We start from the raw sequence: 19,433 nt of genomic DNA on the forward strand, positions 1-19,433 counted from the left end.
TTATATTTCCTAATAATGTATATATTCTACAAACAGTGTCATTTTTCCTTGCAAAAAAACACGAATCGCAAAATTGTCGATTCGTGTTTTATAATTATAAAAGGCTATAAAGTTTAATGTTTTCGTTTTTATCTGCAAACCAACGCATAGCGAACTCATTTTCAAATAGGAAAACAAGATTGTCAAAACGGTCTTTTACAAGCATTGATCGACCTGATGACATTGATTCTTTGACATCCTCTTCATTTTCAATCCAGCGTGCGATTTTCGAACCAATTGGCTCCATTTTTACTTCCACATTGTATTCATTTTTCATACGATGTTCAAATACTTCAAATTGTAATTGACCAACTGCTCCAAGTATAACTTCCTCTGTATGCAGCGTTTTATAGTATTGAATAGCACCCTCTTGCACTAATTGTAAAATCCCTTTATGGAATTGCTTTGATTTCATAACGTTCTTCGCCGTTACGCGGACGAATAATTCTGGTGTAAACTGTGGTAATTTTTCAAATTGGAATGTTTTCTTGCCACCTACAACAGTGTCTCCAATTTGGTATGTTCCTGTATCGTACAAACCAATTATATCACCAGCAACTGCTTCATCTACTGTCTCACGATCGTCTGCAAGGAACTGTGTAGATTGTGTGACTTTAAATGACTTCCCTGTACGAGATAACGTCATATTCATTCCACGTTCAAATTTACCAGAAACAATACGTACAAAGGCAATACGATCACGGTGTGCTGGATTCATATTGGCCTGAATCTTGAAAATAAAACCTGAAAACTCATCATGCTCCACAGGATCAATAAACTGCTCATCTTCAGTAATTCTTGGCTGCGGCGTCGGTGCGAATTGTAAATAGGTTTCCAGGAAAGTTTGAACACCAAAGTTCGTTAATGCTGAACCAAAGAATACAGGTGTTAATTCCCCACGACGAATTTTTTCCTCAGAATATGCATTTCCCGCTTCATCTAAAAGTAAAATATCGTCCATTGCTTGTGAATAATAAGAAGTCACCTTCATTGGATGCTCCACAGCAAGCTCCCCATTGTCGTCAATTGGTAAGAAACGTTCCGCTTCATCTGTACGGAATTGCTCAATGCGTTTATTGTAACGATCATAAATACCAAGGAACTCTTTACCCATACCGATTGGCCAGTTCATAGGATATGCATTGATACCTAATACCTCTTCAAGCTCTTCGATCAATTCAAGCGGCTCTTTCCCTTGACGGTCTAACTTATTAATAAATGTAAAAATAGGAATACCACGCATTTTACAAACCTTAAATAGCTTTAAAGTCTGTGCCTCGATCCCTTTGGCAGCATCCACTACCATGACGGCACTATCTACAGCCATCAATGTACGATATGTGTCTTCCGAGAAATCTTGGTGACCAGGGGTATCCAAAATATTCACACGAGACCCGTTATAATCGAATTGCATGACAGATGAAGTAACCGAAATCCCACGTTGTTTTTCGATCTCCATCCAGTCCGATGTTGCAAATTTACCTGTTTTTTTACCTTTTACTGTACCTGCATCACGAATAGCACCACCAAAAAGTAAAAGCTTTTCTGTAATCGTCGTTTTCCCAGCATCAGGGTGACTGATAATGGCAAAAGTACGACGCGATAGTATATCTTGTTCTAAATTTGAATTCATCTCGTCATTCTCCTTTTTTCATACTTAATAATAATAAAAGAAGACTTGCCTTTCGTACAACCTTTTTACATGAAATCTCAAAAAAGAAAACCCTTTAGTTACAACTAAAAGGGTTTCCTAAGAATTTAGCTTTCATCACACGAATTTTAATCGGCCTGCTTCTATCGCAATTTCTGCATCACTATGTGGAAATTTTGTATTTTCGATAATTTGATAATCCTCATGGCCTTTACCAGCAAAAATAATCATGTCACCCGGTTCAGCAATTTCAATCGCATGGCGCACTGCCTCTGCACGATCTCCAATACAAGCATAATTATCATGAAGCATACCCTTAGCAAGATCGCCTGTAATACTATCGTAGTCTTCATAGCGTGGATCATCTGTCGTTAAAATAACATATTCCGCAGCAGACGCTTTTTCAGCCATGGCAGGACGCTTCGATTTATCACGATTGCCACCTGTTCCAACTAAGAAAATCAACTTGCCCTTTTTATAAGGTTGCGCTGCTTGAATTGCCTTTTCAATTGCATCTGGAGTATGGGCATAATCAATAAAAATTTGCACAGGTAGATCTGAACATACTTTCTCCATACGACCCTTGACTGGCGGTAGTTGCTCAATTTGTTCAATAATGGACTCCATTGAATAGCCCCTACCATAAAACGCAATCATGGCTGCCAATACATTATAAATATTAAATTCCCCAAGCAAATTCATTTTTACACGATAAATTCCTTCAGGCATTTCCACGTCAAATGATGTCATATAGTCGTGATATTCACAGTTAATGGCGCGGAAATCAGCATTTTCATTTTTTAAACCATATGTCCACACGGGAAATGGTGTCATTGCAGCATATCTCTCTGACCAAGCATCGTCTGCATTCAACACAACAAATTTATTTTTTTCTAAATCTTGTCCAAGTTGGGAAAATAATAAGCCTTTTGCATGGCCATATTCCTCCATCGTACCATGGAAATCAAGATGATCGTGCGTTAGATTCGTAAAAATAGCGATATCATAATCAACACCTGCTAAACGTCCAAGTGCTAACCCGTGTGATGAAACTTCCATTGTCATTAATCGACAGCCTTCCATTTTTGCACGGAAAATCATTTGTTGTGTCGATAACGCATCACTCGTTGTATTAGCTGATTCATATAAAATTCCATTTAAATTAAAGCCAATTGTGCCTGATAAAGCCGATTTCTCGCCCATACCATGCATTATATTTTGAATAATTCCTGTTACGGATGTTTTACCATTCGTTCCCGTTACACCAATCATCGTTATGTCCTTTGAAGGATAATCAAAGAACTTTGCAGCTAGTAAACCTACTGCACGATCTGTATCTTTCACAATCACTTGTGCGATTGTCTCTCCTAACGGTAATTCTCGCTCCGTCACAACAATTGTTGCGCCACCATCTACAGCCTTTTGCGCATAATCATGCCCATCTACTGTATACCCTTTGATACAAACAAACATGCTATTTGGTTGCACACTTCTTGAATCTACTACGATATCGCTAACCTGATCTGGCAGCACGCCAATTATTTTTTTCAAAGGTAATGCGCTTAACAATTCCTCTGCATACATTTCATAATCCTCCAATCAATCTCTACACTCATGTCATCATTCTTAATAATCGACAAAAAACGACAATATGAAATCCCCCACGTTCTATTGAACTTATTTTACTACTTATTTCATGATAAATAAAATGCCTCTCTAGTGTTTTTTCAACGAAACCGCTTTCATTTGAGGAAAAAATCATGTTTTCTTCAAATTTTCATTTATAATCACCAATCGGCATTTTTCGACATAACGAGAAAAGGTTATTTAGAGAACACTTGTCTATGCATGGTAAGGTTATAGTTACAATGGAGGCATCAAGAAGATACCTCCATTGTTAAACTATTTCATAATTGAGCGCACAATTTTCACTTTCTGTTTATATGGCGGGAACAACACATTTGTCTCCAGCTTGGAAGATTTCTTCAAGATAGATTTCGGGTGAGTAAAGTTTTCAAAGCTCGCTTTGCCATGGTATGCTTTCACACCTGATGGACCTACACCACCAAATGGTAAATGTAAATTTCCAACATGTGTGATGGTGTCGTTAATACATCCCCCACCAAATGGTAATTCTTCTAAAAAGTATTGCATGGCTTTTTCATGTTCTGAGAAGAAGTATGCCGCTAAAGGCTTTGGTAATTGCCGGATTTGATGAATGGCAAGTGGCAAATCATTATACATCATAACAGGTAAGATAGGACCAAATAGTTCTTCCTGCATGGATGGACTTGTCCATTTTACATATTCAACTATTGTAGGTTCAATATATAAATCATCCCGATCTATTCGTCCACCATATGTAATGGCATCACGTTCGTCCACAATTATTTGCTGTAAACGATCAAATTGTTTTAAATTAACGATACGTCCATAATCAGGGCTTTTTAAAGGATTTTTGCCATAAAACGAACGGATTGTTTCTTTTAATATTTTCATAAAACGGTCATAAACGTCTTTGTGTACAAGCAGATAATCAGGGGCCACACATGTCTGTCCAGTATTAGTAAATTTACCCCACACAATCCGCTTTGCTGCTACCTCTAGATTTGCTGTTTGATCGACAATTGCTGGACTTTTGCCACCAAGCTCTAACGCAACTGGTGTCAAACGTTCTGCAGCAGCTTTTGCTACTACTTTACCAACGGCTACACTACCTGTAAAAAAGATATAATCGAAGGAAGCATGAATAAGAGCCGTAACCTCTTCCTTTTCGCCTTCCACGACACGTACATATGAAGACGGGAATGTTTCCTCAATGATTTTTTTCACAATGACTGCTGTGTGTACAGAGGTTTCTGATGGTTTGACGATTGCTGTGTTTCCTCCAACTATGGCGCCAATCAGTGGCTCCATTACAAGTTGGAATGGATAATTAAATGGCCCAATAATTAACGTTACGCCATAGGGCTCACGAACAATAAAGCTCTTGCCCATTTGATATTGTATTGGTGTTTTGACTGCTTCTGGTTCCATCCATTCTTCTACATGTTTTACCATATATGAAATACTATCTAATACAATGCCAATTTCTGTTGCATACGCTTCAAATTCACTTTTACGAAGGTCTAAGTAAAGCGCATTTAATATTTCCTTCTCATATTTCAAAATTGAAGTTTTTAATTTCTTTAATTGCTCTTTTCTAAATTTCACACTTTTTGTAGCACGTGAAAAATAAAATTGACGTTGCTCTGTAATCATATTTTCCACATCTTGTGTCGTAAAATTCATCAATAAAGCACCCCTTTTTTTAAAATGGCATACATAGTTTTTTCATTTTGAAACAAACTATCTTTGTCTATACGATACAACATCGAGAGGCAAAAATCCTCTTTCTACATCGAGGGGGTGAAATAGCAATATGTGAAATGAAATGTTTTAGTTTTTTCATCTCGGGAAATATACAACTACATATTAAAACCGAAACGGGGGCGTAGATGAATGACAACAACAACAGGAACATGGTGGGAGTCCATTTTTTCTGGACCATTATCGCATGGAATTTGTGAAGAAAAAATATTGCTATTGCAAGATGAGGCTTTCTTATATCTCTCTACAATACCTGTGGAGAATGAAGAAAATCCAGAAGGAAATTAAAAAATAACGCATTATAGGATGCCCCTATAATGCGTTTTTATTTATTCTAATTAACAATGAATGCTTGCTGCAATTGATTTAATTGTGCTTCAAGTCTACTGATAGCCTCTTCTTCTATCGCAAAGCCGCCCTCTTCCAAACGTATAATTTGTTTATCTACAATGTAAACAGAATTGGTAATGGAAGTGGCTCCTAGTACAGCTAATACTGGCTTTAATGCATATTCCAATGCCAACAAATGACTGATCGAACCTCCTACAGCAATGGGGAGTATAGCCTTATCGAGCAAGGCTTTTTGCGGTAGTAGATCCAAGTAAGTCTTCAAAATACCTGTATAGGATGCTTTATAAATTGGTGTAAGGATGACAATAAAATCTGCTTCCTTAACATGCTCATTTTCAGACTGTATTTGCTTACTAGAAAAATTCGCTGTTAATAAATCTGTAGCTGGGAGCTCATGTATATAATTTGAGTGAACCTCTACTCCTTGTGCAATGAAATGATTCTCCACCTTTTCATGAATGGCGGTAACTCTAGAATTTTTCGAATTACTTCCATTAATAATGACTGCTTTTGTCATCTTGCCCACTCCTTTTAGCAATGTTATAAAAAAGGCCCCTATTCTACAAATCGATGAAACATCGTTTTGTAAAATAGAAGCCTCTAGATGTCTAGTTAACTTAAATTCCTAGTATTCTTATAAAATTAATTTAACATAAATTTCTAGAATGTCAACAGCTTTTTATTGGTGTATTGCTTTCCCAAACACAGCTTTAGCCACATCTCCAATATGCTCCGATACAGTAGGATGTGGAAAAATCATATGTGCAAGTGTTAGAGCTGTACCACCAGCATTTTTTGTTGCTAATAGTGCATTAAGTATTTCTGTTGCACCATCAGCTACTACACAAGCCCCTAAAATTTGCCCATTATCCTTAGATGAAATTAGCTTGACAAAGCCTTCAGTATTCCCCTCCATTAATGCCTTTGGGTTTGTTTGTAGTGGCATTTTGGTTACAATGTACGGTGCCTTGACTTGCTCTTCTAGTAAACCAAATGTAGCAATTTCAGGGTTTGTATAAACACAACGTGGAATGCTTGTTTGATCAATTGGTATTGGTTGATTTCCTACAATATAATCGACAACGTAAATTCCTTCAGCACTGGCAGAATGTGCAAGTTGATAACCACCCACTAAGTCACCTATCGCATAAATATTCGGCAGGCTTGTTTCAAAATGCTCATTAACAGCGATTAATCGACCATCAAAAGCTAATCCTAGTTGCTCAGCAATTTCTATATTGGGACGACGTCCAGTAGCAAATAAAAGGTTTTCATATGTATAAGATCCTTTAGATGTATGAATGATATTACCTTCAAATTTTTCAAATTGAAAATCTGTCACAAGTTCAATACCAAGTTTCTTCATCTTTTCTCGAATCAGCGGTCTTGCATCCGCCTCTTCCGTTTGTAAAATATCCTCGCTATGATTAAGCACTGTTACCTTTGTACCAAGTGGTGCTAAACTAAACGCCATTTCAATGGCAATTACGCCCCCGCCAATGATTGTTAGCTGGGCTGGAAGCTTGTCTATCTCAAAAAATGTGTCCGTCGTATAGTAGGTGGATGTCTCTAACCCTTCGAATCGTGGAACAAAGGGTTTACTACCTGTCGCTAAAATTATATCTGATGCCATTATCGTCTCATTCCCGATAGTTATCGTTAAGTCCTTTACGATTGAAGCTTCACCACGATATAAAGTTATATGATTATCGATAATATATTGCTCAATGTTTGTTAGTAGTTCATGAATAATTGTATCTTTCCGTTGCATTAGTCGAGGAAAATTAATTTCCACTTTAGGCACTTCTATTCCCCAGCTATTCCCTCTTTTTATTTCCTGCACAAGTTTACTATGCTCCAATAAAATCTTTGATGGAATGCAGCCAACATTATAGCAGGCTCCTCCCAATTTATCTCGTTCGATGAGTGCTACTTTTTTGCCATTCTTGGCTGCATGTATGGCAGCCACATAGCCACCTGGTCCCGCTCCAATAATAGCAATATCAAAATTTTCCATAATTTTCACCTCATGTACCACCATATCATTTGCAAATTTTGAATGCAATGACAGACATAGTAAAAGCCTTTCATTACAATGAAAGGCCTTTTGACTTATTTATATACGTTTATGAGCATTCGTTTCTCTTTCGCAGGTATAAGGCTTTCTCTCCGCGGGTATTTGCTTCTCTTTCATGAGTATTCGACGCTCATTGATCTTTTTAATAAATATTTCGTTGCCAAAATCGTTGCTGGGCAATGGCAGCTACAAACTTTTTCGGAAAATCTTTATTACCTGTAGCTAAAACGATTCCTGGCCCTACATTGGCATTCGACATATTGAAGAAGGTTGTGCCAGTTGCAGCAAATCCTATAGGCTTAAAGTGGCGATATGCTTCATTTATATAATTGACGATATAAGTATTGAATTTCGCCTGATTACTTGCCTTTACTCCAACAACATATAATGAGTCAAATAATACAGCATCGGTTGTAATAAATGTGTCAGTAGCCGTTAATTGCACACCATTATTCCCTATTACCACACCTAGTCGATCAGAGATTATGCTATAGCGCACACCTTGTCTTGTTAAATATTTCAATACTTCCCCAACTTCATTTGCATCAAAGCCATCACCAATTAAGACGCCTACTTTCAACGTATAGGGTAATTTAACGGTATTGGCTTGACTCAGTGCAGGTGAAGAGGCCGTTACTTTAGACTGCTCGCCATTAGGTCGATTAACACCAACGTTGTCTGCCACTGTGGTAGCCATTTCTTTATCCACATGAACAAACATATCCACTACTTGCTGTCGAACAGATTTACTTTTCACTTTTCCTACTTCGAAGCTAAAGGCATCGATAATGTGTTGTTTTTCAGGTGGAGACATGCTGTTCCAAAATAGCCTTGCTTGTGAAAAGTGATCGTTAAAGGATTTACTACGCGCTCTCGTGATTCTTCCTTCAACCTTTTCTTCATAATGAACATATCCGCCTTCTCTTGCAGTAGAGGTAGCTGGTGTATTATTTGCTAATGAATTTTTATGATAGCTTACCCTGCCTAAATTAATGGTCTGTCGACTAAAGCCATTACGTTGATTGTTATGCACTGGGCAAATCGGGCGATTAATAGGGATTTCTGCAAAATTTGGTCCACCTAATCGAATCAATTGTGTATCTAAATAGGAAAACAATCGACCTTGTAGTAGAGGATCATTCGTAAAATCTATGCCAGGTACAACATTACCTGGATGAAAGGCAACTTGCTCTGTTTCAGCAAAGACATTATCCACATTGCGATTTAAGGTCATCTTTCCAATTTTCTTCACAGGTACTAATTCCTCTGGCCAAAGCTTTGTCGCATCTAAAATATCAAAATCAAATTTAAATTCATCTTCAGGTTCTAGTATCTGTATGCCTAACTCAAACTCTGGATAATCTCCAATTTCGATGGCTTCCCATAAATCTCTCCGTTGAAAATCTGGATCCTTCCCTGCAATTATTTGTGCTTCATCCCAAACAAGAGAATGCACTCCTAACACAGGCTTCCAGTGGAATTTCACAAATCTTGATCTTCCCTTGTCATTGACGAAACGGAATGTATGCACACCGAAACCTTCCATCATACGAAAGCTTCGCGGAATGGCACGGTCAGACATTACCCACATTATCATATGTGCAATTTCCTGATTACTGGCTACAAAATCCCAAAAAGTATCGTGTGCGGAGGCTGCTTGTGGCATTTCATTATGAGGCTCGGGCTTTACGGCATGAATTAAATCGGGAAACTTAATGGCGTCCTGAATAAAAAATACAGGGATATTATTACCAACTAAATCATAATTCCCCTCATCCGTATAAAATTTTGTTGCAAACCCACGTACATCACGAGCTGTGTCCATTGAACCTAAGCTCCCTACCACTGTCGAAAATCTGACAAACACAGGTGTCTTCTTTTTCGGATCCTGCAAAAATTTTGCCTTCGTATATTCCGACATGGATTCATATAATTCAAACTCGCCATGTGCTGCAAAACCTCTGGCATGTACAACACGCTCTGGAATACGTTCATGATCAAAATGGGTAATTTTTTCTCTAAGATGAAAATCCTCCATAATTGTCGGACCACGAACACCTGCCTTTAACGAATCCTCATCATTGGACACCCTTAGTCCCTGATTCGTTGTCATTTTCGTACCCTCATTCTCGACACGAAACGGCTCTAATTGATGATCCTTTGGGTTTCCTTCTCCATTTTTGGATTGATTCGACTTTGAGTTATCCACACAATCCCCTTTCATACATGTACTAATTTCGCTCCATATACACTATATGTTTCGGAAAAAGAAACATACCTTCATTCCGACAAAGCATTATGTAAAGATAAAAAACAGGCTTCTATTTGTTAATAGAAAACCTGCTCAATCTTAAAATATGTATCGTATCATTTCATGTATGTTACAGTATGGGTTGTCACGGCTCTCTGTCTCTCGAAGTGCCATCATATCTGTGCAATTTTTAATCGCTAACTCATGTCGTAATGCAATGGGGGCTATGAGGGATTCATCAGCCTTATGTCGGAAATAACGACTCACACCAAGGTGCTGTTCCATTTTGTCATTAAGGACAGCACGAGGGTACTTTTCTGTACTATCAACTTCCTCAAAATGCAAGAGTAACCACAATTCAAATGCTTCATTTGTATAGGCAATATGAATATTTTTTTCCTCACAAAATTGATTTACTTCCTCTAGTTGCTTTTCGGTTAGATCATCCTTATCAAAAACAATCCAAACTTCATCAAAGTATTGGTAGCTGGAATCTCGATAAGCATGTTGGGCAAGCTTAATCGCTGAACGTTTAACGTTTTTTATCTTGACGCTAACCATCTTAGAGCGCTTTAAAATACGCATTTGTTCAAAATAGATGCGTTCTGTTTCACCTTCACAATAAATTAAAATAGTTTTACGCAGTGTTCGGCTCCCTTGTTGACGTACTCTCACTGCTCAGATACCTCCGCTTCTTCTAAGTATTGTTCAGATAAATACTCATTAATGACAGGCGTTGCACCAAATTCCCCTTTCATATAGCGTTTCGCATAAGAAAGATCTCCACGTTTCCTTTGTAAATCTGCAAAATCAAATAAGGAGTATAGTTCCGATTCATTTTTAAAGCTTTTATTAACAAACCAAATTTGATCGGCGCGTAGTGGCTGATCAAGTAATTCTATTTCATGACTTGTCACGACAAATTGATTACTGCTATTGCGTTTGCTATTCATAATAGCCATTAAAAACTCACAAATCGATACATGGAAGGCTGTGTCGAATTCGTCTATAAAAATGGTTTTTCCTTTATTATAAGCATCCACCATCACACAGGCTAAATGTAGCATTCGCACTGTGCCCTTAGAATCCATTGTCCAATTAATTGTTTTTGTCCCTATCGGTGCACCTGCTTCATCAAATGATAAATAATGTAGATCAATATCTACTTCTTGAATCACCTCAGGCGAATCAAACTCATAGCCAATTGTATTTTTCTCTCTGCGTTCCACACGTCTAGCCGTGACATCTTGAATGGAGAGGTCTGCAATTTTTAGCAGTTTGATCACTTCCTTTTTAAAGGGCTCCTCTTCAAGTTTACGAATAAGAGGATGACTTGATAACCGATTTGCTTCATCTAGGAAAAGAATTTTATGTAAAAACCAATCGAATATCTTTAAAGCGTCTGGATCATTAAAAACATGTAATACGGATAGAAAGGCTGTATTATTACGAGTATATCTTGTCAATTCCTGTGAAGCTGTTTGAAATGTCTCATAAGAATATTCTGTACCATCCCATTGTCTGACAAATAGTTCTTCCTTCAGTGACTTGTTCGTTTTCACAAGACGTTCATAAAGAACTTGAGAAGCATTATACTGTATTTCATAATCATATAAAGCTCCGTCCAAAAAAAGCGATATCATAAACTCTGTTGGTTTGTCTTGCTGACTTCCTAACTTAAACGGTTGATAGGGTAGACGTAACTGCTTTACATTATTTAAGTTTTCAAAATTAAAAAGCAAGGAACGTAATACTTTAATAGCCGTAAACAGATTAGATTTTCCGCTTCCATTTGGACCAAAAATAAATGCGCTTTTTACAAGACGAAGTGTATCAAACTGAATTGTATGGGTATCCTTCCATTTTCGTAGGCGACTTCCAGCTACCATTGAAAACAACGTATCATCTTTATAACTTAAACAATTCTTTACTCTAAAATCTACAAGCATATGTAAACCTCCGTCCACAACCATTTCTTTAATGAATTATTATACTATAGACATAGAAAAAGACATATTACTCAATGTAATATGTCTTTTTACTTTATCCACTTTTTTGTTGAATTTCTGCTAATGATTCATTTTGTAGCGCATGCAATGTACGTTCAATGCCTTCTGCAAAAGATATTTTAGGCTTCCAACCAATTGCATTGGCTAATTTATCATTATTTAAAAATGAATGCTCAATATCTCCTTCTCGTGCTGGGGCATATTGAATTTCAAGTGGATGGTTTAAGTGTTGGAGCAGTAAGATGACCTGGTGAATTGACCAAGCCTCATTAGTGGATACATTATACGTGCCTTGTAAACGTGCAGATACACCTGCGTAAATAGCATCAGCAATATCGTCTACATAAATAAAATCACGTGTTTGTTCACCATCACCATAAATTGTAAATGGTTTACCTGCCATACTGCTTTTTAACATACTTGGAATCACAGCTGCTTCACCTTGCATTTGCTGTCTTGGCCCGAAAACATTGGCAAATCTATAGATAAGAACGGGCAAACGATAATCTTTTTGCCATTTCTCACAGTAGGTTTCGCCAATGCTCTTGTTTAATCCGTACATAGATATTGGTTCACAGACATCTGATTCCTCTAATGGAGGATAGTGACTATCCCCGTAAACAGCTGCTGAGGAGGCAAAGACAAAGTGCTGTACCTTATACTTGGATGATAAAAAAAGCATTTGGCTAAGCCCAACTATATTTGTCAAAATATCCTTTACTGGCTCCTGGATAGATTGCTGCACGCTCGTTTGCGCTGCACAATGGACGACCACATCAAAGTTTATTTCCTTAAAGAGATGCTCGCAAACCTCATCCTCAACATTTAAAAGATAGGATTTATGCTCGAAGTCAACATTCCGTAAATGCCCCGTACTTAAATTATCAATAATATAAACCGTTGCACCTTCTTCAAAAAAGCGCCTACCTACTGCACTGCCAATAAAACCATAGCCACCTGTCACTAATACATTCATCCTATCGCCCCCAAAAACAATATGATGATTTATATGCAGTAATTACTAAAAATATGCAAGAAACTTATTTACTGGAAATTTTTCTCAAATTCTTTTTACTAGATTTCTTCATTCACAAGTATCTATTTTGAGCTATATAAAAAGCATGTTTGAAGATTACTTCAAACATGCCCTAGCTATCTATTTTTAAGCTGGATTAATTTCTAATTCAACCGTTACTTTAATATCTTTCCCAACAAGGACCCCACCAGTTTCTAATGCCGCATTCCAAGTTAGACCAAAGTCTTCACGATTAATTGTTGTTTCAGCTTCAAAGCCGTATACTTCTTGACCCCATGGATTTGTGCCTTTTCCATTAAATTCTGTATCAAATGTTACTGATTTTGTAACGTCTTTGATTGTTAAATCACCAGTTACTGCATATTCATCGCCTGCTTTTTTAGCAATATTTGTAGATTTAAACGTAATCGTTGGATATTTTTCGGCATCAAAGAAATCTGCTGCTTTTAAATGATTATCGCGATCTTCGCTACGTGTATTAATACTTGCTGGATCGATTGTAAAACTAATGTTAGCAGTTGTTAAATCTGCAAGATCTGCTGCCTCAATATCAGCTGAGTAACTGTCAAATACACCCTTAACTTTTGATACCATCATGTGTTTTACTTGAAAGTTAATTGCTGAGTGTCCTAAATCAATGTTCCATTTTGCCATTATAAATTCCTCCAATTGGTTGATTTTATCTCGATTTCGAGATATATTTTAAAATATGAAGCAACTACATCTTTTATGTTACCCAAAATTGGATAGGATAAACATTTGTAGTTACTTATGTGTTTACATCTTAGCTTATGAAAAGTTTTTAATTACTTTCTGTAACCTACTATATATTAATAATTTAGTTACGTCAAGTAATTAAAAATAAATTTTTAAAACATAAAAAAAGTCGAGTCATCGGTACATCCCTCTCTATGTAATAAAAAGAATATCACCAATATTTGGTGATATTTAGCCGCAGCAATATATTATTTTGCAAAAACCTCAAAAATACCAATCATGATAAGTAGCCATCCTGAGATTGCTGTAGAATGCTTGCCAATAAACGTTTTTGCTAGTAAAGAGCCACATCTACTTCCTACTCCAACTGTGATAAAGGAAAATACGCCGATGGAAATGACTGTCCAAAGGGCTGAGATGCCATTTGCGCCTATTGCAATCCCCCCTGCTAAACAGTTTGCTGACAAGACAAAGCCAAGTGCCATTGCTTCTCTTGTTGAGATTACTAGATTTTTATCTTCATCAAATAATTCGGGATTTCCTGCTATCCGCTGATTAGAAAAATTATTGGACATCAAAGTCCATATACCAATCACACACAGTAGTAAACTCCCTAGTAAATTGGCAGTATGCGGTGAAATATACTCAACAACTGTGCTACCAGCTGTTACTGCGACATATGTGACAATCATCGACATAACAGCAATCACAGCATTTGATAAAATTGGAATTTTAACTTGTTTAACTCCATAGGCTAGACCAATCCCCAAGTTATCTAAATTCGCAGCGATTCCTATTAGAATAATTGTAATCCAATGCATACTAAGCCTCCTCAAATCTCCGTCTCCATTTTCACCTATCGTATGACAACAATAAAAAAATTAATGGGCTCAAATAAGTTAGTTGATTATGTTTCATCTTTTTAGCACGGTGTGACTAAACCATCAATTTGACAAAAGTAACAACTTGTTTATAAAATTAAGTTGTTACTTGTTAATATTTTTATTTTTATGTAAGAAATAATAGAAAGGAGATGTAATATGAAACTCATCAAGTTATTGAAAATAGGAATAGCATTTATATGCCTTATTGTGTTAACTGCATGTGGTTTAGAAAATGAGGACACAAAGAATACTGATAAAGGTGAAATTAATTTAGCATATGTTGAATGGGATACTGAAGTTGCATCTACACATGTAGTAGGACAAGTACTAGAAGATTTAGGATATAAGGTAACACTGACACCTTTAGACAATGGGATCATGTGGGAAGCACTTGCAAACGGAGAGGTCGATGGTATGGTATCTGCTTGGTTGCCACAAACACATGCCCCACAAGTAGAAAAATACAACAATAAGATAGAGAACTTAGGAGAAAACCTAACTGGTGCTAAGATTGGTTTGGTTGTACCAAGTTATATGGATGTCGATTCTATTGAAGATTTAACAAACCAAGCTAATCAAACCATTACAGGCATTGAACCAGGAGCTAATATGATGGCTACGACAGAAAATGCCTATAAGGAATATAAGAATCTGGAAGGTTGGAATGTATTGACCTCGTCTGCTGGTGCAATGACCGCAGCCCTCAGTCAAGCTATCTCTAATAATGAAGAAATCATCATCACAGGCTGGTCACCACACTGGATCTTTAATGCCTATGATTTAAAGTACTTAGATGACCCCAAAGGTTTATATGGAGACGAAGAATATATTGGCACTTTTGCGCGGAATGGTTTAAAAGAGGATGCCCCTGAAGCCTATAGCGTCCTTGACCGTTTCAACTGGAGTGCTGAAGATATAGAAAGTGTAATGTTTGATATAATGGAAGGCATGAGTGCCACAGATGCTGCGAAAAAATGGATTGCCAATAATCAAGATAAAGTAGCCGAATGGACGAAAGATGTACAAGCATAAAAAGAGAACCCATTTACTACTCATTAGTAAATAGATTCAGACTGTAGACGGCTCATTCTATAATAGAATGAGCCGTCTACAATTTTTAACGTTCCCAAAAATGAGGGGGGTTTCAGGAGCGTAATCATGAACTAGCAAACTTCTGGAGAAAAGTAGCTAAAGTTCATCCTCTCTACACTGTATTGTAGAACAAGGAATATTCTTTATATGATAATGATAATCATTATCATATTGATTGTCAACATTAATAAAAATGATTTTTTCATTTATCAGTAGCCGTCTTCCTCTGTTAGGAAAACAAAACGTTGCTGGCATCTTGCTTTCCTTTGTGCGATCGCTTTCCGCTACCGTGTGCTGAACCTCTACAGTAGATTTTTACGACCAATATCATGAGTGCATTATATACAGAGAGACGACCCTAGAAAAGGGAATCACCCTCTCATGCCAAAAGCTTTTGCAAAGGGAATTTAAAATAGGAAGCTGCTACCAGTAAGATACTGGAAGCAGCTTCCTAGCTAAAATTAAACTTAAAAGCGTATAGTAATGGATTTATAGATTATTGAACTACTTCAGGGTGAAAACCATCTTTTTGGAAGTAATCCTCATGTGACCAAATATTTAATTTTGCATCCTGAGCTTTTTGTTGAATAGATCTAAATGCATCTTCAAATGTATTGTTTGGTTTATGAATATAACGTACAACTGCAAGCCCTTCGTTTAATAAAGATTCCTGCAATAAGACATTATCTACAAACACGTAGGCTAGAAGGCGATCATAATTGTCTGTTTCTGGTCCAACATCATAGACCGCTTCAATTTTCTTAGCCTTTTCCAATAAATTGATCGTATACTCTTTTGCTTCTTCCGCATATGGCTGAGCGCCACCTTTATTGTAATTCATTTCAGGAGTATCCACCATTAATAGACGAATTTTTCGTTTCTCACCATTAATTGTCGCCTGAATCGTATCGCCATCATATCAACATAATTAAAAGTGTACAAAATTAAAATTTTTATCAAAACCCTTTATTTCCAAATATATCATCAAATAATTCACTATGTACATAAAAAATCGATGTACATATTAATTATTTAATATGTACATCTTTGATTCTAGCATCTAAATTTATTAAAAAAAGCCCATATGCATTAAGTTAATGCAAGTGAACTTTCAAAGTAATTTATATTTTTAATAGCCTCATTTAACCTAACTTCAACATCCCTGTTTTACAAAAGAACATTAATAGATCACTGAAGAATTTTTCGAACTTGATGTATAAAGTGACTTTGGTATCTATTTCTTCACCGTTACATTCAATTACTACTAGCCGATCTTTTATTATCGAGGTCATTTTCGAAGATTCACTGTATGTTAGAACTTCTATTATTGCACCTTTTCTTAAGTTGTCTAATTTTTCATCCCAATCATATCGATCACTATCATATTTTTGGTAATGCTTCACTAGGCGAATTGAAACTTCCCCACTCTTAATGTCATATTCAATTTCCCCATGATTTAAAAAATCAATTACAATATCCATTTCTTCATCTGATCCGTAAAAGTAATACTTATATACATCATTGCTCATTACAGAACAAAGCTCTGAAAACTTCTTATTAAAATTATCTGTATTAACCATCTTTTAATTTCTCTCCTTACATGGTCACCTCATGCTATTCGCACATTTAAATTAGGTATTCACATCTTAATACTAAAAGATAATATAAAGCAACCAAAAATAACTTATAAGTTATTTTTTTTATATTTAAGTGGTATTTTATGTTTCCCCTAGCTCAATTAGGCTTTAATTGAGGTGATTCAAATGAATTTAACAAAAAGAGTGGGTATGAACATTAGGGCAATAAGAAAGGCTCAAAAACTAACAATCGATGAATTAGCAGAGATGTGTGATTTTCAAGCCCCCTACTTATCAGACGTTGAACGTGGCGAAAGAAATATTACGTTACAAACATTAACGAAAATATTAGACGCTCTACAGGTTGATGCAGCAAGTGTGCTCATACCTGAAACAAGAGCACACGATGATTCACCGAGCAATAGAAATGAGATTCTAAACCTTTTAATAAATACACTTGAAGATAAAGATGTAGATGATATTCGTATGTTATTGAATGTATCTAATGAGATTTTTGGTCGATTTAAGGGGAATGAAAAGTGACTTTTATCAAAAAGGGAATCTCTTCAGAAAAATGATGATTTATAACACTAAGAATATACAAAATTCTATACAAAATGAGGAATACGTTTCATAAATTCAATCGTCTCAACGTTTTAAACACGCTGTATAAAATACTGCATAAATATTGTTCATAAGAAAAAGCACGAAACGCTCATGTGACGACATTCGTGCTTTTTTCATGCATTTTCAAACTTTTATTTGAGAACGTTATACAGTTTTATTTTGCATACTCTATAACCTTTAAATACTTTTGTATACAAATAAATGGTAGTGAATGCAGATGAAAACCATTTCCAAACTAGCCTATTTTTCAAAGGTAAATAACTTTGCCTTTCTTTTAAAAAACTAACTATCTTAAACCATTTATGGAACAAAGTTAACGATATAAAAATTTTAATCGTTTAACATTTCTTGATATCTACCCAATACTGAAACATCTAAATCATCTTCTTTTATTTCAGAAATATGTCTTTGTTCAATAACTGTTTTCTCCAACCTAAAATCTTTTAAAAGATTTATTTGTCCATTTTCCAAATAACCAAGTTCAACAAAATATTTACCATGCTTACTATAGTGGTCAAAAAATATCTGCTGATGTACAGAGCCTTGAATACGGTTCATATATTGAATTCGACTAACCATCATAAACAGTGATGTATCATAATCAACCTCTACACCTAAATCTTTATAACGCTTTAATAATCCATCAGGGTTAGTTCCGACTGTTATAAAATAACCTGCTTTTTCTCCCTCAAAGTCAGTATTGATTATAGAAATCCTTAATTCCTCATAAAAATCATTGGAAGAATGATTCTTGAATAATGCACTCTTCCACTGCTTCAAAATAACTTCAGCAGCCTTTTTGTTTTCAAATAACAAACCAATGGCTGGTGGTAATTCTCCATTCGGAGAATATAAATAAGCACAGCCTTTCCAACTAGCTTGATTCCAAACCTCAATATCAATCAAAGAAGTAACGAACATAGTTTTTCGTTCTTTTTCTTCTACAGGACGTAGTTTTCCTAAATCTGGTTTAACTGCCGCATTAGATACGCCACGTAATCGCCAATATAATCTATCAAAACTTCTTTCATTATTAGCAATATAGTGAGTAGAACCTTGTAATGGAGTAGGAATATCCATATATGAAGAAACATCTTCAAATAAAACCGGAATAAACTTATTATTAATTCCACCCTCATTGTATAAATGCTGGTAAATCAATCCTGATTCCCAAATTCCCCCCAATCCAACACCTTGTTTTTCTTCTCCCATAACTCTTTTAAAATACAAAGGCGTACAAATCATAATGACATAATCAGCTCTACGAATTTGTCTATCCATCCAACGAGGCCAGCCTTCAGGAGGTGATTCCTCATATTGGTCTAAAACAGCGTCTATACCTTCAGCACGAAGTTTATTGGAAAATTCTAGAACTCTATCTAAATGCTCATCAGAATCATGCGTATAACTAATAAAAACTACTGGATTTTTTTCAACCTCTTGCGTCACAAAAACTGCCCCCTACCACAAAAATTTCTCTATATAAAAAGTTTTTTTAACGGCTAACGCCACTGCTTCATAAGCAAATACAACATCAGGAGCTTCGACTACCCTCACCAAGGCGTCATCTTTGATGTCATCAGTATCGCCAAAATTTCGCACAAAGCATATGCTAAGCAAAATTCTACAAATATAACCCTATATTTTCATATTTTATACTATTAAAGAGAATTAAACCAGTTTGTGATGTTCATAACGCCCCCCTACTTAGTTTAATAGTTGAGGAGATTTAAAGTGCAAAAATGGGAGTGAC

The 19,433-nt window shown here is 36.1% G+C and carries 17 protein-coding genes; 3 read left to right on the plus strand and 14 right to left on the minus strand.

The annotated features are described in order from the left end of the window. Positions 1–94: 94 nt before the first annotated feature. From AAJG31_RS09700 to AAJG31_RS09710, 3 genes are all read right to left on the minus strand, one after another. Positions 95–1,672 (minus strand): peptide chain release factor 3, encoded by a 1,578-nt coding sequence (locus AAJG31_RS09700; RefSeq protein WP_048392002.1) that lies wholly within the window; start codon positions 1,670–1,672, stop codon positions 95–97. Between the two features lie 135 nt (positions 1,673–1,807). Next, entirely contained in the window at positions 1,808–3,274 is a 1,467-nt protein-coding gene (locus tag AAJG31_RS09705) for a UDP-N-acetylmuramoyl-L-alanyl-D-glutamate--2,6-diaminopimelate ligase (protein WP_048392003.1), read from the minus strand. A 318-nt stretch (positions 3,275–3,592) separates the two neighbouring features. Continuing rightward, positions 3,593–4,981 (minus strand): aldehyde dehydrogenase, encoded by a 1,389-nt coding sequence (locus AAJG31_RS09710; RefSeq protein WP_279494026.1) that lies wholly within the window; start codon positions 4,979–4,981, stop codon positions 3,593–3,595. A gap of 210 nt (positions 4,982–5,191) precedes the next feature. Here AAJG31_RS09710 and AAJG31_RS09715 point away from each other — a divergent pair, with 210 nt between their 5' ends. Further along, positions 5,192–5,347 carry a hypothetical protein gene (locus tag AAJG31_RS09715; RefSeq protein WP_004224556.1) on the plus strand — a complete coding sequence of 52 codons (156 nt, stop codon included), beginning with the start codon at positions 5,192–5,194 and terminating at the stop codon, positions 5,345–5,347. 46 nt (positions 5,348–5,393) lie between these two features. Here the strand turns inward: AAJG31_RS09715 and ssuE are convergent, their stop codons facing one another. The 8 genes from ssuE to AAJG31_RS09755 all read right to left on the minus strand — a co-directional run bounded on the left by ssuE (position 5,394) and on the right by AAJG31_RS09755 (position 14,321). After that, the gene (gene ssuE / locus AAJG31_RS09720) at positions 5,394–5,927 is read right to left on the minus strand and encodes an NADPH-dependent FMN reductase (protein ID WP_048392005.1); all 534 of its coding nucleotides are present in this window, start codon (positions 5,925–5,927) and stop codon (positions 5,394–5,396) included. Between the two features lie 162 nt (positions 5,928–6,089). Then, positions 6,090–7,427, minus strand: coding sequence for a dihydrolipoyl dehydrogenase (lpdA, locus tag AAJG31_RS09725; RefSeq protein ID WP_279494025.1), 1,338 nt, complete (start codon positions 7,425–7,427; stop codon positions 6,090–6,092). 202 nt (positions 7,428–7,629) lie between these two features. Beyond that, positions 7,630–9,711, minus strand: a complete 2,082-nt coding sequence (locus AAJG31_RS09730) for a catalase (protein WP_279494024.1) — start codon at positions 9,709–9,711, stop codon at positions 7,630–7,632. A gap of 126 nt (positions 9,712–9,837) precedes the next feature. Continuing rightward, the gene (locus tag AAJG31_RS09735; protein ID WP_048392008.1) at positions 9,838–10,413 is read right to left on the minus strand and encodes an RloB family protein; all 576 of its coding nucleotides are present in this window, start codon (positions 10,411–10,413) and stop codon (positions 9,838–9,840) included. After that, positions 10,410–11,687: an ATP-binding protein gene (locus tag AAJG31_RS09740; protein WP_279494023.1), complete on the minus strand. Its 1,278-nt coding sequence runs from the start codon at positions 11,685–11,687 to the stop codon at positions 10,410–10,412. The genes AAJG31_RS09735 and AAJG31_RS09740 overlap by 4 nt, the downstream gene beginning before the upstream one ends. Positions 11,688–11,781: 94 nt before the next feature. Next, positions 11,782–12,723 carry an NAD-dependent epimerase/dehydratase family protein gene (locus AAJG31_RS09745; protein ID WP_048392010.1) on the minus strand — a complete coding sequence of 314 codons (942 nt, stop codon included), beginning with the start codon at positions 12,721–12,723 and terminating at the stop codon, positions 11,782–11,784. Between the two features lie 186 nt (positions 12,724–12,909). Then, positions 12,910–13,437 (minus strand): YceI family protein, encoded by a 528-nt coding sequence (locus AAJG31_RS09750; RefSeq protein ID WP_004224534.1) that lies wholly within the window; start codon positions 13,435–13,437, stop codon positions 12,910–12,912. A 311-nt stretch (positions 13,438–13,748) separates the two neighbouring features. Continuing rightward, positions 13,749–14,321, minus strand: a complete 573-nt coding sequence (locus AAJG31_RS09755; protein WP_048392011.1) for a manganese efflux pump — start codon at positions 14,319–14,321, stop codon at positions 13,749–13,751. A gap of 219 nt (positions 14,322–14,540) precedes the next feature. Between AAJG31_RS09755 and AAJG31_RS09760 the strand changes: the two genes are divergently transcribed. Next, a complete protein-coding gene (locus AAJG31_RS09760; protein WP_279494022.1) occupies positions 14,541–15,416 on the plus strand; it encodes a glycine betaine ABC transporter substrate-binding protein in 876 nt (291 codons plus the stop codon). A gap of 556 nt (positions 15,417–15,972) precedes the next feature. On the opposite strand, the gene AAJG31_RS09765 is transcribed toward AAJG31_RS09760, so the two are convergent. Further along, positions 15,973–16,317: a thermonuclease family protein gene (locus tag AAJG31_RS09765; protein ID WP_279494021.1), complete on the minus strand. Its 345-nt coding sequence runs from the start codon at positions 16,315–16,317 to the stop codon at positions 15,973–15,975. 301 nt (positions 16,318–16,618) lie between these two features. Beyond that, entirely contained in the window at positions 16,619–17,056 is a 438-nt protein-coding gene (locus AAJG31_RS09770; protein ID WP_279494020.1) for a hypothetical protein, read from the minus strand. A 183-nt stretch (positions 17,057–17,239) separates the two neighbouring features. Here AAJG31_RS09770 and AAJG31_RS09775 point away from each other — a divergent pair, with 183 nt between their 5' ends. Beyond that, complete coding sequence (locus AAJG31_RS09775) at positions 17,240–17,596, plus strand: helix-turn-helix transcriptional regulator (protein ID WP_279494019.1); 357 nt, start codon at positions 17,240–17,242, stop codon at positions 17,594–17,596. Positions 17,597–18,010: 414 nt separating this feature from the next. Here AAJG31_RS09775 and AAJG31_RS09780 read toward each other — a convergent pair whose 3' ends face one another. Continuing rightward, positions 18,011–19,129, minus strand: a complete 1,119-nt coding sequence (locus tag AAJG31_RS09780) for a toll/interleukin-1 receptor domain-containing protein (RefSeq protein ID WP_279494018.1) — start codon at positions 19,127–19,129, stop codon at positions 18,011–18,013. Positions 19,130–19,433: the final 304 nt, after the last annotated feature.

The sequence above is a fragment of the Lysinibacillus sp. BS3 genome, from assembly GCF_039614735.1.
Lineage (GTDB): Bacteria > Bacillota > Bacilli > Bacillales_A > Planococcaceae > Lysinibacillus > Lysinibacillus capsici.

What these genes read in the sequence shown, in the direction of transcription:
- AAJG31_RS09700 (WP_048392002.1), bottom strand. Translation starts at nt 1,672, where the DNA reads ATGAATTCAAATTTAGAACAAGATATACTATCGCGTCGTACTTTTGCC.
- AAJG31_RS09755 (WP_048392011.1), bottom strand. Translation starts at nt 14,321, where the DNA reads ATGCATTGGATTACAATTATTCTAATAGGAATCGCTGCGAATTTAGAT.
- ssuE (WP_048392005.1), bottom strand. Translation starts at nt 5,927, where the DNA reads ATGACAAAAGCAGTCATTATTAATGGAAGTAATTCGAAAAATTCTAGA.
- AAJG31_RS09715 (WP_004224556.1), top strand. Translation starts at nt 5,192, where the DNA reads ATGACAACAACAACAGGAACATGGTGGGAGTCCATTTTTTCTGGACCA.
- AAJG31_RS09760 (WP_279494022.1), top strand. Translation starts at nt 14,541, where the DNA reads ATGAAACTCATCAAGTTATTGAAAATAGGAATAGCATTTATATGCCTT.
- AAJG31_RS09770 (WP_279494020.1), bottom strand. Translation starts at nt 17,056, where the DNA reads ATGGTTAATACAGATAATTTTAATAAGAAGTTTTCAGAGCTTTGTTCT.
- AAJG31_RS09775 (WP_279494019.1), top strand. Translation starts at nt 17,240, where the DNA reads ATGAATTTAACAAAAAGAGTGGGTATGAACATTAGGGCAATAAGAAAG.
- AAJG31_RS09710 (WP_279494026.1), bottom strand. Translation starts at nt 4,981, where the DNA reads ATGAATTTTACGACACAAGATGTGGAAAATATGATTACAGAGCAACGT.
- AAJG31_RS09745 (WP_048392010.1), bottom strand. Translation starts at nt 12,723, where the DNA reads ATGAATGTATTAGTGACAGGTGGCTATGGTTTTATTGGCAGTGCAGTA.
- lpdA (WP_279494025.1), bottom strand. Translation starts at nt 7,427, where the DNA reads ATGGAAAATTTTGATATTGCTATTATTGGAGCGGGACCAGGTGGCTAT.
- AAJG31_RS09765 (WP_279494021.1), bottom strand. Translation starts at nt 16,317, where the DNA reads ATGAATTACAATAAAGGTGGCGCTCAGCCATATGCGGAAGAAGCAAAA.
- AAJG31_RS09705 (WP_048392003.1), bottom strand. Translation starts at nt 3,274, where the DNA reads ATGTATGCAGAGGAATTGTTAAGCGCATTACCTTTGAAAAAAATAATT.
- AAJG31_RS09750 (WP_004224534.1), bottom strand. Translation starts at nt 13,437, where the DNA reads ATGGCAAAATGGAACATTGATTTAGGACACTCAGCAATTAACTTTCAA.
- AAJG31_RS09730 (WP_279494024.1), bottom strand. Translation starts at nt 9,711, where the DNA reads ATGAAAGGGGATTGTGTGGATAACTCAAAGTCGAATCAATCCAAAAAT.
- AAJG31_RS09740 (WP_279494023.1), bottom strand. Translation starts at nt 11,687, where the DNA reads ATGCTTGTAGATTTTAGAGTAAAGAATTGTTTAAGTTATAAAGATGAT.